The organism is Porphyromonas sp. oral taxon 279 str. F0450, assembly GCF_000292995.1.
GTDB lineage: Bacteria > Bacteroidota > Bacteroidia > Bacteroidales > Porphyromonadaceae > Porphyromonas > Porphyromonas pasteri.
The window spans coordinates 33,656-47,893 of the sequence record NZ_ALKJ01000016.1; the positions used below are offsets into that span (position 1 = coordinate 33,656).

Here is a 14,238-nt window from a genome sequence, read left to right on the forward strand (position 1 = left end):
TCCGCAAACTCCCTCACAAAGCGGTCCCGTGAGCTGTCGGAGGTGGTGCGAGTGACGAGGTATATACCTTGAGTAAAAAGCCCCACGTTATTAAGGTGAATGCACCCAACACCTGAGGCTCGGAAGGGCGAAAAGTAGGTCGGGGACTGCACATATACTGCGCGCTTGTGCAGTGTTGGCGTTTGTAACTATTTGGTTATCTTTGCATTTGTCGCATGGTATATGCTTTGCATCCGTGCACACCGACGGGAGGCGCGCTCCCGCCAGGTATTATCATTAATGTAGTATCAAAAGCTGGTATGACAAGAAAAAGAATGCGACTGTTATGCGCATCTCTGTGTCTGGCTGCCACGACACTCCCTGCCTGGGCGGCAACGCCCCCCTCAGGGAAGGCCCAGACACCAAAGAAGGAGACACGCACGACAGCCGGTCAGCAGGCAAGCACCACTGGTGAACACCTGCTCCTGGCCGACCGACTCGAGATCAAGAATCGTCTCTCCAAGGAGAAGCAGCGTCGCGAGGCTGATCTGAAAGCTAAGAAGCAAAACGAAGATCTCGAGGCACCGGCCTCTGAGCTCTACGGCGAAGAGTCCTGGGGAAGTCACGTAAACCCCTTCGCAGGTATGTCGGTCAATATCCCCGACCGCCAAGACATCGACCTGCAGGAGTTCGTGATGCCCATCGCCACCCACCAAGTCACCTCGAACTACGGCTATCGCCATAGCTTCGGGCGTATGCACTACGGGACGGACCTCAAGCTGAGCCACGGGGATACGATACGTGCAGCCTTCTCTGGGAAGGTGCGTATCAAGTCCTACGAAGGTGGAGGCTACGGCAACTACGTCGTCATCCGCCACCCCAATGGTCTGGAGACGGTCTACGGACACATGAGCCGCTCCATCGTCCGCGAAGGGACGGTCGTCCGCGCTGGTGACCCCATCGGTCTCGGCGGTAGCACGGGCCGCTCTACTGGGCCCCACCTCCACTTCGAAGCACGCTTCATGGGTATCCCCATCGACCCATCGGATCTCTTCGACTTCCAGGCAGGTGTCCCACGCTACGACATCTTCGCCTTCGTCAAGGGTGCCTATCGCACGCCCCGCTCTTTTGCAGTAGCTAAGGCAGCTGCCAAGCCTAAGAAGAGTGGCGAGTCGAACGAAGAGCAGTTCAAGACGCACCGCATCAAGAAGGGCGAGACCGTCCGCGCTATCGCAGCTGAGTATGGCGTCTCGGTAAGCAAGCTTTGCCGCACCAACGGCATCTCCGCCCGCGCCAAGCTCTCCACCGGGCGTACCCTCCGCATCCCGAGCTAAAGCCTACCGCACCGTCGTAAGCTATGCTCGCCGACACACTACAAGGCCTCACCGCTTAGAGCCCCCGGCTCTGGGCAGTGAGGCCTTGCCTTTTTCCGTATCTTTGCTCATAGGAATGGGGCTCCGTGCCCCAGCTCCCTCTGCCTCGATCTCCTCAGGATCACATCCCTCTTACGACAATATTTATAGTCTCCGAATGATTACTCTCTTTAGGAAGCACAGCTCCCCCGTGCTTTATGTCGTGGAGAGCACGGCGCCCTTGGCTGCCGAAGCCCTCGATCGCCTCACCTGGCTCTTTGGTGGGGCTACTTTGCTTGATACCCCCGCCCTCAAGGGCTTCTTCGTCGGGACGCGCCGTGAGCTCGTCACGCCCTGGAGCACCAATGCGGTGGAGATCGTGCGCAACATGAACATCCCCACGGTCACGCGTATCGAGGAGTTCAGCGAGGTCTCGGGGCCCGATGCGTCCTTCGACCCCATGCTGCAGGCCCTCTATGAGGGGATCGATGCTACGGTCTTCGACACGCACATCACGGCAGCGCCTATTGAGCATATCACGGACGTGCGGGCCTACAATGACGCCCACGGTCTGGCTCTCAGCGATGAGGAGATCTCCTACCTCGAGGGGCTCAGTGAGCGTCTCGGGCGTCCGCTCACCGACAGCGAGCTCTTCGGCTTCTCGCAGGTCAATAGCGAGCACTGCCGTCACAAGATCTTCGGTGGTACCTTCGTCCTTGACGGGGAGGAAGAAGAGCGTAGCCTCTTCTCGATGATCAAGGACACGAGCGCCGCGAACCCCAATCACTTAGTCTCGGCTTATAAGGACAATGTGGCCTTCATCGATGGCCCCAGCGACCTCGAGCAGTTCGCCCCTGCTACGGGGGATAAGCCCGACTTCTTCGTCCGTAAGTCCATCGACAGCGTGCTGAGCCTCAAGGCTGAGACGCACAACTTCCCCACGACCGTCGAGCCCTTCAACGGCGCTGCTACCGGTACCGGTGGTGAGATCCGTGACCGTATGGCTGGTGGTCGTGCCAGCGTGCCTTTGGCTGGGACGGCCGTCTACATGACGAGCTACCCCCGCACGGCAGCCGATCGCCCTTGGGAGCAGCACAGCGCTGCCCGCCCTTGGCTCTACCAGACGCCCCGTCAGATCCTGACGAAGGCATCCAATGGAGCGAGCGACTTCGGGAATAAGTTCGGTCAGCCGCTCATCTGTGGCTCGGTGCTGACCTTTGAGCACGAAGGCAAGACTGGCGAACCTACCTACGGCTTCGACAAGGTCATCATGCTCGCTGGTGGTGTCGGCTACGCCCGCCGCAGCGATGCACAGAAGGGTACTCCCGAGCCTGGTGAAGAGGTCGTCCTGCTCGGTGGTGACAACTACCGCATCGGTATGGGTGGTGGTGCCGTCAGCTCTGTGAATACGGGGCAGTATGCCGGTGCTATCGAGCTCAACGCTGTACAGCGCTCCAATCCCGAGATGCAGAAGCGTGTCGAGAACGTCATACGCACGCTCTCGGAGAGTGAAGACAATCCTATCATCTCCATCCACGACCATGGGGCAGGGGGGCACCTGAACTGCCTCTCCGAGCTCGTCGAGACGACGGGTGGACACTTCGACCTCAGCACCTTCCCCATCGGTGATGAGACCCTTTCGTCGAAGGAAATCATCGGCAACGAGAGCCAGGAGCGTATGGGCCTTCTGGTCAAGGGCGACGCCGTAGAGCGCATCGCTCGTATCGCCGAGCGTGAGCGCGCTCCGATGTACGTCGTCGGTCGCACCACGGACGATATGCACCTGACCTTCGAAGAGGCCGGTGGTGATAAGCCCATTGACCTGGCGCTGTCGGATATGTTCGGCTCGGCGCCCAAGACCTATATGGTCGACAAGCATATTGACAAGACTTATCCCGCCCTGAGCTATGACGCTGCTCGCGTCGAGCACTACCTCGATGAGGTGCTGCAGCAGGAGGGGGTCGCTTGTAAGGACTGGCTGACGAACAAGGTCGACCGCTCCGTCACGGGCCGTGTGGCTCGCCAGCAGTGTCAGGGTGAGATCCAGCTGCCCTTGAGCGACTGCGGTGCTATGGCTGTGGACTTCCGCGGCCGTGCTGGTATCGCTACCTCTATCGGTCACGCTCCCGTAGCGGCGCTGGTAGATCCTGTCGCTGGTAGCCAGCTTGCCATCGCTGAGGCGCTGACGAACATCGTCTTCGCGCCCCTTACCTACGGCCTCGAGGGTGTTTCCCTCAGCGCCAACTGGATGTGGCCCTGCCGCAATGAGGGCGAAGATGCTCGTCTCTACGACGCGGTAGAGGCTGCTTCGGACCTCGCGATCTCGCTCGGCATCAATATCCCCACGGGTAAGGACTCGCTCTCCATGACGCAGAAGTACCCCAATGGCGAGAAGGTCCTGAGCCCAGGCACCGTCATTATCAGCGCTATCGGTGAGGTCTCTGATGTGAAGAAGATCCTCTCACCTGTGCTCGTCGCGAACCCCGCATACCCTGTCTATCATATCGACTTCAGCTTCTCTCCGCTGGCGCTCGGTGGCTCAGCCTTCGCGCAGGCCCTCGGTCAGCTCGGTGACGAGACGCCCCGCATCGAGGAGCCTGAGTACTTCCGCGAAGCCTTCACCGCTGTGCAGGAGCTCATCCAGCGCGGTGTGCTGACTGCTGGTCACGATATCTCGGGCGGTGGTCTCATCACGGCACTCTTAGAGATGTGCTTCCCCTCTACGAAGGGTGGGTTGTCGGTCGACCTCACGGCCTTCCCCGAGGACGATATCGTCAAGCTCCTCTTTGCCGAGAACCCAGGTGTGCTCGTGCAGACCTCGGCGCCCGAAGTCCTCGAAGAAGTACTGCGTGATGCCAGCATCGGCTTCGCTCGCATCGCTACTCCTACGACTGACGGGCGCACGCTCTCGGTAAGCTACGGCAAGAAGTCCACGCTCACGCTCGATATCGATGCCAAGCGCGACCTCTGGTACCGCTCCTCTTATCTGATGGACAAGTATCAGAGCGGCGAAGAGCTGGCTAAGGCTCGCTACGAAGGCTATAAGAATCAGCCCCTCCGCCTCACGGCTCCTAAGGGCTTCACGGGTAAGCTCGCTGACCTCGGTCTCGATCCCAACCGCACGGCGAAGGCGCCTGTCCGTGCCGCCATCCTCCGCGACAAGGGGACGAATGGTGAGCGTGAGATGGCCTACGCCCTTTATCTCGCTGGCTTCGATGTCAAGGACGTGCATCTGACCGACCTTATCTCGGGTCGTGAGACGCTCGATGATGTACAGCTCATCGTCTTCTGCGGTGGCTTCTCGAACTCTGACGTCCTCGGCTCGGCTAAGGGCTGGGCAGCAGGTATCCTCTTCAACGAGCAGGCGAAGGCTACGCTTGATCGCTTCTACGCTCGCCCCGACACGCTGAGCCTCGGTATCTGTAATGGCTGTCAGCTGATGGCCGAGCTAGAGCTCCTCTATCCTGAGCACGAGCTGAAGCATAAGATGGCGCACAACGATTCGCACAAGTTCGAGAGCTCGTTCGTCAGCCTCACGATCCCCGAGAACCACTCGGTGATGCTTCGTGATCTGGCTGGTGCGTCACTCGGTGTGTGGGTAGCTCACGGCGAAGGGAAGTTCGACCTCCCCTACGACAGCGACCGCTACCACGTCATCGCACGCTACGCCTATGATGCGTACCCCGCGAACCCCAACGGCTCGCCCGACGCTATCGCAGGGCTTTGCAGTGCTGATGGCCGTCATCTGGCCCTCATGCCTCACCCCGAGCGTGCGATCTTCCCCTGGCAGTGCGCTTACTACCCCGAGGCTGACCGCCGTGAGCACGAGGTGACTCCATGGATGAAGGCCTTCCGCAATGCCTACGACTGGTGCTGTGAGCACAGCCGTTAGGCTACGGTAGCTACCAAACGATCGAGCCCCGATCTCCCATGTGGGAGGTCGGGGCTCGGTCGTTTAGCGGGACTCGCTCGGCCTTAGAGCGTGTAGTCGAGGCCGATGGAGAAGATCTGATTCTTGCGGGTGTAGACCTCGCTACCAGGGAGTGCGATGCCAAGGGCGGGCTGAGCCGCGTAGGTGCTGACGGCCTTCTTGTGATCGCCGTAGCTGGAGATCATATAGGCGAGGTTCAGCTGGGCTTCCTTCGTGAGGTGCAGGCCGACGCCGAGACCGTAGGACGTGGAGCTCATGTCGAAGTGGATGTTGCTCTGATAAGCATCGCTCACCCCCTTGCGCGTGATCTGCACACCGCCGCTGACGTCGAGCCAGTCGAGGGCGTTCCATTCGACACCGAAGAGGTATTCGTTCGTGTTGCCCTTGAGGGTCTTCTGCTTGTCGCCAGCCATATTCGCAGACTTCTCGAAGAAGTGATTGTAGCTGACTGCTGCCGTCAGCGTGGGGAGGATGCGGTACGAAGCCCCTACACCGAGTACGGCGGGTAGATCGTTGGCGACCTTGGCACCATCGGCGAACTGCTCCATGCCGGAGTCATTGGCCTCAGTCGTGTTCTTCACGCGGATAGCGGTGCGGAACTCATAGCGTGCCCCTACGTTCAGCCCTTCGTAGTTGAAGTTCAGCCCGACGATAGGCGCCAGACCGATACCCGTCTGCTTGACCTCGATGCGCTTGTCGAGGGTCTTCTGTGCCAGCTGACCAGGGACGGCGAGGACGGGCTGTACCTTCTGCTTGAGGGCGTCGGGCAGGTTGTTGACGATAGGCTCGGCTGCCTTAGCCCCCGCAGCAATAGCGCCGAAGTAGGTAGGGGCGTGGTGCATGGCGCCGTCAGCACCGCTGACCTGGATGTTGCGGATGTAGCCCGTGTAGGTATTGTAGGCATAGCTCAGGCGCGCACCGAGGTAGGCACTCAGGTGCTGGTTGATCTTGTAGCTCGCACCAGCCTGCAGGCCGAAGACGTACTGGAGCCCCTCGAGCTTGCTATCTACGGAGTACGTGTTGGCAGCCTTGAGCGGGTCGATGAACTTGGCAAAGCCTGCCTGAGCTTGTGGGGAGAGAGCCCCTGCGGGGAGGGTAGCGATCATGGCGGTAGCCTTCTGAGCGATGGCCTGCGTGATCGTGGGGACGAGTGCTACGTTCGCCTCGAACTGAGGGAGCCCGCTCGTGAAGCTGGCCTTACCACCACCGCCGAAGACGCCTGCGACAGCTGAGAATGCCCAGTCACCCTTCTTATACGAAGCCATGAGCGTGGGGACGATGGGCGCGGTGGCCTTCCCCTCGAAGCGCTTGGTCGCTACTGGCTCCTGACTGGAGTAGGGACCCGTGTAGTTGGCTGAGTAGGCGAAGGGTGCGAAGGAGGCTGTGATGTCACGGCGCTGGAGGACCGTTTGGCTATTGACCGAGAAGCGCCAGCCGTCATTAGCGAAGACGAGGCCAGCGGGATTGTAGTAGGTCGCGTCGATAGCGAGCGAGGCATTGCGCGCGAGGCTACGCAGGTAGAGGGCGTGGAGGCTGGTATTGTTCAGCAGACCCCCAGCGTGTGCTGCGGGGGCGGCGGTGAGGGCGATGAGGCCCAGGAGTAGCGTTTTCTTCATTGCTATATAGGATGATTTGTCGCCCCGAAGTGGGGTGCTTGTCTCACGGGAGGCAGGACAAAGATAGAGAAATATGCACACTTCGCTCAGATGTGTGCGTGTCTCTCGGCGTGTTCATCGTATCAAGGCAAAGAAAAGGGCTCCCGTAGTGCGCACTACGGGAGCCCTCTAAGGGGTAGGTCAGTGACCTAAATGCAAGAGGCTTGGCCTAGTACTCGTCAGAGACACTCAGCTTAGCACGGCCCTTGGCACGGCGAGCAGCCAGTACGCGACGACCGTTAGCCGTAGCCATACGTGCACGGAAACCGTGCTTGTTCTTTCTCTTGCGGTTCGATGGTTGGAACGTTCTTTTCATCTCGTTTGTCTAATATATTAGTTGCTTATACTTTGCTATGTTCTGCAATTTGAGCCACAAAGATAGGGAATTTTATCCAACCATAATTCGCGGGGGGCGTCTGACCCACAATATCAGGGGGTGGTAGTGACCTATATTGGTCATCGAGTCAACCTATATCGGGGACTGTTGCCGAGAGTCCTGTTCTCTATTTGTCCTGCTAAGGCATCGCACGCCCAGCTCCCCGATACGCCTCTCCGAAGTGAGCAAGCACGCCCTTCGCCTTATCGTGAGTATTCCTATTATTCAGCGGAGGGAAAAGTATCCTTCTCGTGAAGGAAAAAGCGCCTTCACGTAGTGGTTTTCTTCTATCTATGTACGTAGTCCTAAAGACCAGGCACGTCAATCCAAATATCCACGTACGTAGATATTAGGACCACGTACGTAGCCCGAACTTATCTACCACTCGTCCGTAACTTTTATCCCTACGCGGAGCAACAACCTAATAGAGGTCACTTCAAAAAGCTATATAGGTCGTCGTTGCGACCAATATAGGTCACGACGCGGACCAATATAGCTTCGCCCGCCGACCAATATAGGTTGACTCAGGTAGGGCTATAGGTGCGTCGTACTCCTTGCTATGGCACTTGCTCTAAGAGGCGCTCGATGAGTACGGGGAAGGCGTAGCTACTGCGCTCCGTGCTCGGTATACGCTGGTAGGGAAGCTCCGCACTGAGCCCCTCGGCTTCGATGAGGAAGAGGCGAGCATAGATAGTGCGGTGAGAGAGCTTGTGCGAGCACTGTGCTATGGGCGTGGGGTGGAAGGTTGGGCGCCTGAGTGCGGCGATGAGGTCACCGAAGGCGGGGAGCTTCGTCAGCTCTTCGACGGTGCCCCCCGTCTCTCCCGTCTCGATGAGGGGGAATTCATACAGCCCCTGCCAGATGTCGCCAGCACCACGACGGCGAATGAGTAGGCCTTCGCCCCCTGATGTGTGGGGAAGGCGGATGAGGAAGTAGTCCATGTGGCGGGGGAGGACCTTCGTCTTGCCCTGCTTGATAGGTAGCTGCTCCTCGATGCCGGCGCGATGGGCGAGACAGTGCATAGCGATGGGGCACTCGTCGCAGTGCGGACGACGGGGCGTACAGCAGAGGGCGCCCAGCTCGATGACGGCTTGGTTGTGGCGGCTGGGATGCGCCTTGTCGAGGAGGGCCTCCGCCAGATCCCAGTAGGTGCGTGCGCCACGTGTCGTATCGATGGGCTCAGTAGAGCCGAAGAGGCGGCTCAGCACGCGGTAGACATTGCCGTCCACAGTGGGGTAAGGGAGGTTGTAGGCGAAGGAGAGTATCGCACCGCGCGTATAAGGGCCGACGCCTGGCAAGCGGCTCAGCCCCTCGGGGCTGTGGGGGATCTCTCCGCCGAAGTCCGAGACGATGATCTGTGCGGCACGCAGGAGATTGCGCCCACGGGAGTAGTAGCCGAGGCCCTGCCAGAGGAGGAGTACCTCGTCTTCGCTCGCGGCGGCTAAGTCCTGTACGGTAGGGAAGCGCTCGGTGAAGCGATGATAATAAGTCATCCCTTGGTCCACGCGCGTCTGCTGGAGGATGATCTCGGAGAGCATGACGTGGTAGGCCGATACATCTTCGCGCCAGGGGAGGGCACGGGCATGCTCGTCGTACCAGCTACCGAGGCGGCGCTGCACATCACAAAGGTCGATGCCTTCGGTGGATGGGGTGGGATGGGTCTTCTTCATCGGGCGCAAAGATACGCCATTACGCACGTAGCCCCTGCATCACACGGGATGCAGGGGCTACGCTTATATAAATACGATTAGTGAAGTGCGGGGAATTACTTCGTCTCAGCACGGAGGACTTCGACGGCCTTATCGATCTGTGTGTCGACGCCCTGCAGGACCTTCGTGGGGTCAAGAGGCACGACGACGTCGGGCTCCATCTGGGTGTTCTCCAGATAGCGACCATCGAAGAGGCGGAAGCCTACGGCGGGGATACCGAAGTAGACGCTGGGGTCGAGGAGCGTCACCCAGTTCACGCTGGTCATCGTACCAGCTACGGGCATACCGACGACCTTACCGACCTTGAGGTGCTGATAGACCCAAGGCGTACCGTGGGCGTTGCTGTAGTCAGCTTCGCAGGTGACGAGGACGGAGGGGCGATTCCAGCGACGAGAGGACATCTCCGAGTACTGGCGGTCACGGACGACCTGGTCAGCGTAGTGCTTACCCGTGAAGAAGGCTTCGATATCCTCGTGGAGACGACCACCGCCGTTGTAGCGGATGTCGATGACGATACCCTTCTTCTGGTAGTACTTGCCCATAACGTCGGAGTAGACCGTGCGGAAGCTGGGGTCACCCATCGAGGGGATGTGGACGTAGCCGAGTGTACCCTTCGATACACGCTCTACCTCTTCGGCACGCTGCTTGACCCAGCGCTTGTAGAGGAGGTCATTGAGGGCAGAGGAGGAGATGGGGCGGATGACTTCGTCGACCTGCTCACCTGAGGCGGTGCGGAAGGAGACGAGGAGGCGCTTGCCTACCTTATCATTCAGCAGAGGGAAGTAGTCCTTACCTGCCTCGAGCTTCTCGCCGTCGATAGCGGTGATGAGGCTGCCCTTCTGCAGCTTCGTGCGGGAGTTGTCGAAGGGACCACCTGCCACGACTTCGTCGACGTGCAGGGCTCCAGAGCCTGCTACAGGTGAGACGAAGACGCCGAGCTCAGCCGTGGGGAAGGCCGATGATGAGCTGCGAGCACCCGAGCCCGTGTGGGATACGTTCAGCTCGCCGAGCAGCTCGCTCAGCATCTCGGCGAAGTCCTGGTTGTTGTCGATGTAGGGGAGGAAGGTGCGGTAGTGGTCGGTGAGCTTCTTCCAGTTCACGCCGTGCATATCCTTGCGGTAGAAGCGTGCTTCTTCTTCGCGGACGACTTCTTCGTACATGACCTCACGCTCGCGGATGCGGTCGATGTGGCGGTAGCCAGCCATCGTGATGGGCTTCGTGGCATCCGTCTTGGGATCGAGTGTCATGGGCGAAGCGCCGAGGATGAAGAGCTTCGTGCCCTTCTTGTCCGAAGCGAAGAAGGGAGAGGAGAGGTTCATCTTCTTCTGCAGCTGCGTCGTGTGCTTGCGCATATCGTAGACCCAGAGGTCTTCGCCTGCTTCGGTAGCGGAGAAGTAGAAGAGCTTCTTGTTGTCGGACGAGAGGATGTAGTCACCGAGGCGCGAAGAGGCGGGGGTGATGCGTACGGTGCGCAGGTCGAGGTTGTCCCATTCGATGACACCGTTGGTGCTCTTAGCGGGCTGAGCCTTCTTCGTCTTCGTGGTGTCGGCCTTGGCTTGCTTCTCGGCTTCCTCGAGGAGAGCGAGGTCTTCGTCGTTCATGCGGAACTTCTCATAAGCCGCACGATTGAGGAAGACCGCCATAATATCATTCATAGAGCCCCACGAAGCGTGGTTGCGCATACCATACTTATCGGTAGCGTAGAGGAGGATGTTCCCGTCGGTGGACCAGCGAGGATTGCTGCTGAAGTAACCGCTGTTCGTGAGGTTCTGGATGGGTTGACCGCCCTGAGCGCTGACGATACCTACGTCGGTGTAGGGGCCACGGCCGCGGGAGACGTAGGAGAAGGCGATCCACTTCCCATTGGGTGACCATACGAAGTCGGGATCAAGCGTCTGCTTGCCGTCGGTGATCTGACGAGTCTGGCGGGTCTTGAGGTTATAGACCATGAGCTTCTCACGCTGGTAGAGGAAGGCTACCTCATTGCCATCGGGGGAGAAGGAGGGGTACATCTTCTCGCCCTTGAGCGAGGGGATGAGCTTCTCGTCACTGATAGCCATGGCGTTGGGGAAGTTCTGATCTTCGCCACGCTCGACCTTAGCGATGTAGAGATCCCATGAGCCGTCCTTGGTGCTGGCGTAGACGACGGACTTGTTGTCCGCGCCAAAGGTGACACCACGCTCGGCCTGTGAGCCCTTCGTGATCTGACGGGTCGTGGTGTAGTCGGTAGCCGTGACGAAGACGTCACCACGCGAGAGGAAGGCGATCTGCTTGCCATCGGGAGAGACAGCCGATGAGCCGAGGCTACGGCTCATCGCGAGGTGCAGCTCTTCGTCGGGAGCCTGGTCCTTGGAGATGCGGATGGGTACACGCTGCTCGCTGCGACCAGGGACGAGGGTGTAGATCTCACCGGCATAGCCGAAGCAGAGCAGGCCGTCGGCAGAGCTGGAGAGGAAGCGCACGGGGTCACCCTTGAGCTGGGTGAGTGCCTTGGCTTCGGTAGCGGGGCCAGCGAGGTTGCCTTCGTAGACATTCATCGAGCCACCATTGCGCTCGCTGAGGAAGTAGAAGGACTTACCCGTGGGGGAGTAGACGGGATCGCGGTCTTCGCCATCGTGGCGGGCGACGAAGCGGTAGGTCTTCTTGTCGAAGTCGTACTCAAGGAGGTCGCGTGAGGCGGAGGAGGTATGGTGCTTACGCCACTCGTTCTCGAAGCTCTTGATCTCCTGATAGAGGATGCGTCGGCCATCACGGCTGACATTCACAGCTTCGGCGGGAGTAGCGAGGATCTGCTCGGGGCGACCGCCGGTGACGGGCACGCGGTAGAGCTCGGTGAGCAGGGAGTTGGGGAAGAGGGCGGAGCTGGCAGGATCCTGGATGTGTGCCTTGAAGATGAGATAGCGTCCGTCGGGGGTGAAGGCCTGGGGGATCTCACGCCCCGAGTGGGTCGTCAGTTGACGAGCCTTACCGCCACCTGCTGGCATGATGTAGATGTTGACCCCAGAGGAGTTGCGGTCGGAGGTGTAGGCGATCTGCTTGCCATCGGGTGACCAGACGGGGTAGCACTCGTAGGCTTCGGTCGAGGTCAGGCGACGGGCTTCACCACCCACGGTGGGCACGGTGTAGATATCGCCTTGGTACGCGAAGGCGATCGTCTTGCCATCGGGGGAGATAGCAGGATAGCGCAGCCAGAGCGGGCGTTCCTGTGCAGAGGCGGAGAGTGCCGCCGCACCGAGGAGAAGCCCACAGAGAAGGGGTTTCTTTATATCCATTACTTATAGTGATGATTGTGTATGTGGTTCGATACCATGTATATGCTCAAAGATACGATAAATAGAGGGAAGGCGTAAAGGAGGCGAATGTGTCTATGGTGCACATCCCAAGTGGTGAGCAAGGAACACTCTGCAGAAGCGCGTGGAGAGTGGGCTCGTGAAGGGGGGAAAGTAACCAGTACTGGTCAGCGATCGGACCAGTACTGGTCACACCGCGGAGCAGTACTGGTCACTAATGCCTACCAGTACTGGTCGATGCAGTGACCAGTACTACTTCATTTTCCCTCCTCGGTGGACAGGGGCAGTGAGCGTGGCGATTTGCTTGTGTGATAGTGGCCTAAGCAGTGGTGCCAAGGCATCGTGATTTCGGCTGCGGAAGTAGGGGAGAGGTTATGGCTTTTCAGGCTGTTTGGAGGGCGCTGTTTGTCCCGCATTTGCACTGGAAAAGCGGCTTAGGTGAATGTGCGGTGCACGAATTAGGGGAAAATGTGTACTTTTGCCCGTATTTATAACGCTCGTGTGGAGGCCTTTCCTCCACCTCTAATAAGAGCTCTATTACTATAGGTGTCCGGGCTGTGGCGCTCCTTGCGATCGCAGCTCCCCGACCCAGTCCGCCCATCGCGCACTCCATGGTGAGAGCGCCCGTGAGGTGCCCGTTTCGCACTATGGGCGGATGCTTGACCGATATAAGATGAACTTACTTGAGCAGAAATTAGCATCCTTTACCGAGCCCCAGAAGGCTCAGGCTGCAGGGATTTATCCCTACTTCCGAAAGATAGAAAGCGACCAGGATACCGAGGTCGTCATCGATGGCCGTAAGGTCCTCATGTTCGGGTCGAACTCGTACCTCGGACTGACGAACCATCCCGAGATCAAGGCTGCTGCTATCGCCGCTACGGAGAAGTATGGTACGGGATGTGCAGGGAGCCGCTTCCTCAACGGTACCCTCGATACGCACCTCGAGCTGGAAAAGCAGCTGGCTGCCTTCGTCGGCAAGGAAGATGCCATCATCTTCTCCACGGGCTTCCAGGTCAACCTCGGGGTCATCTCCTGCCTCCTTGGCCGTGAAGACTATATCATCTGGGATGCACTCGATCACGCTTCGATCATCGAGGGTATCCGCCTCTCTCCCGCTAAGAGCCTCCGCTACAAGCACAATGATATGGAAGCTCTCGAGCGTCGACTCAAGCAGTGCGACCCCGATCGCATCAAGCTCATCGTCGTCGACGGTGTCTTCAGCATGGAGGGTGACCTGTGCAATCTCCCCGAGATCGTGCGTCTGGCGAAGAAGTACAACGCCTCGGTGATGGTCGACGAAGCTCACGGCTTCGGCGTACTCGGTGACCACGGTCGCGGTACGTGTAACCACTTCGGTCTGACTGATCAGGTCGACCTCCTCATGGGTACCTTCAGTAAGAGCTTCGCCTCTCTCGGTGGCTTCATCGCTGGTAGCAAGGTACTCATCAACTATCTCCGCCACCACGCTCGCTCCTATATCTTCAGCGCCAGCTGTACGCCTGCCTCGACGGCTGCTGCCTCCAAGGCTCTGGAGATCATGCTTCGTGAGCCCGAGCGTGTAGCATCGCTCCGCGAGAAGACGGCTTACTGCCTGGATCGCTTCCGTAAGCTGGGCTTCGAGATCGGTAATACCTCGACGCCTATCATCCCCCTCTTTATCCGTGATAATGAGAAGACCTTCCGCGTGACAGCTCTGCTCTTCGAGGAAGGTGTCTTCGTCAATCCCGTCGTGGCTCCAGCTGTCGCTCCTGGCGATACGCTGATCCGCTTCTCGCTCATGGCTACCCATACCTATGAGCAGCTTGACCGCGCTATCGAGGCGCTCGTCAAGGTCTTCAAGGCCCTGGACATTCCACTCCATCCTCAGGCTTAGAAACAAGCGTCGCTCAGAAGAAAAAGATTATTACGGGTATCCTATCGAAATAAATTCGGGGGGATACCCGTTG

At 59.0% G+C, this 14,238-nt stretch carries 7 protein-coding genes; 3 read left to right on the top strand and 4 right to left on the bottom strand.

The window, feature by feature from the left end; all coding sequences use genetic code 11:
* Window positions 1-299: 299 nt before the first annotated feature.
* Window positions 300-1,313, top strand: a complete 1,014-nt coding sequence (locus HMPREF1323_RS03085; protein ID WP_052312352.1) for a peptidoglycan DD-metalloendopeptidase family protein — start codon at window positions 300-302, stop codon at window positions 1,311-1,313.
* A 196-nt stretch (window positions 1,314-1,509) separates the two neighbouring features.
* Window positions 1,510-5,223, top strand: a complete 3,714-nt coding sequence (gene purL, locus HMPREF1323_RS03090; RefSeq protein ID WP_009432747.1) for a phosphoribosylformylglycinamidine synthase — start codon at window positions 1,510-1,512, stop codon at window positions 5,221-5,223.
* 83 nt (window positions 5,224-5,306) lie between these two features.
* Here purL and HMPREF1323_RS03095 read toward each other — a convergent pair whose 3' ends face one another.
* The 4 genes from HMPREF1323_RS03095 to HMPREF1323_RS03110 all read right to left on the bottom strand — a co-directional run bounded on the left by HMPREF1323_RS03095 (window position 5,307) and on the right by HMPREF1323_RS03110 (window position 12,268).
* Window positions 5,307-6,878, bottom strand: coding sequence for a transporter Ompp1/FadL/TodX family (locus tag HMPREF1323_RS03095; RefSeq protein WP_009432721.1), 1,572 nt, complete (start codon window positions 6,876-6,878; stop codon window positions 5,307-5,309).
* Between the two features lie 208 nt (window positions 6,879-7,086).
* A complete protein-coding gene (gene rpmH / locus HMPREF1323_RS03100) occupies window positions 7,087-7,233 on the bottom strand; it encodes a 50S ribosomal protein L34 (RefSeq protein ID WP_009432805.1) in 147 nt (48 codons plus the stop codon).
* 617 nt (window positions 7,234-7,850) lie between these two features.
* Window positions 7,851-8,963: an A/G-specific adenine glycosylase gene (gene mutY, locus HMPREF1323_RS03105; RefSeq protein ID WP_083845338.1), complete on the bottom strand. Its 1,113-nt coding sequence runs from the start codon at window positions 8,961-8,963 to the stop codon at window positions 7,851-7,853.
* Window positions 8,964-9,058: 95 nt separating this feature from the next.
* Complete coding sequence (locus tag HMPREF1323_RS03110; protein WP_044123989.1) at window positions 9,059-12,268, bottom strand: S41 family peptidase; 3,210 nt, start codon at window positions 12,266-12,268, stop codon at window positions 9,059-9,061.
* 697 nt (window positions 12,269-12,965) lie between these two features.
* On the opposite strand from HMPREF1323_RS03110, the gene spt reads away from it, so the two are divergent.
* Complete coding sequence (gene spt, locus HMPREF1323_RS03115) at window positions 12,966-14,165, top strand: serine palmitoyltransferase (RefSeq protein ID WP_044115721.1); 1,200 nt, start codon at window positions 12,966-12,968, stop codon at window positions 14,163-14,165.
* Window positions 14,166-14,238: the final 73 nt, after the last annotated feature.

Bases quoted from the DNA above. Each gene is read 5' to 3' on its own strand.
- HMPREF1323_RS03085 (WP_052312352.1), top strand. From the start codon at position 300: ATGACAAGAAAAAGAATGCGACTGTTATGCGCATCTCTGTGTCTGGCT.
- purL (WP_009432747.1), top strand. From the start codon at position 1,510: ATGATTACTCTCTTTAGGAAGCACAGCTCCCCCGTGCTTTATGTCGTG.
- HMPREF1323_RS03095 (WP_009432721.1), bottom strand. From the start codon at position 6,878: ATGAAGAAAACGCTACTCCTGGGCCTCATCGCCCTCACCGCCGCCCCC.
- rpmH (WP_009432805.1), bottom strand. From the start codon at position 7,233: ATGAAAAGAACGTTCCAACCATCGAACCGCAAGAGAAAGAACAAGCAC.
- mutY (WP_083845338.1), bottom strand. From the start codon at position 8,963: ATGAAGAAGACCCATCCCACCCCATCCACCGAAGGCATCGACCTTTGT.
- spt (WP_044115721.1), top strand. From the start codon at position 12,966: ATGAACTTACTTGAGCAGAAATTAGCATCCTTTACCGAGCCCCAGAAG.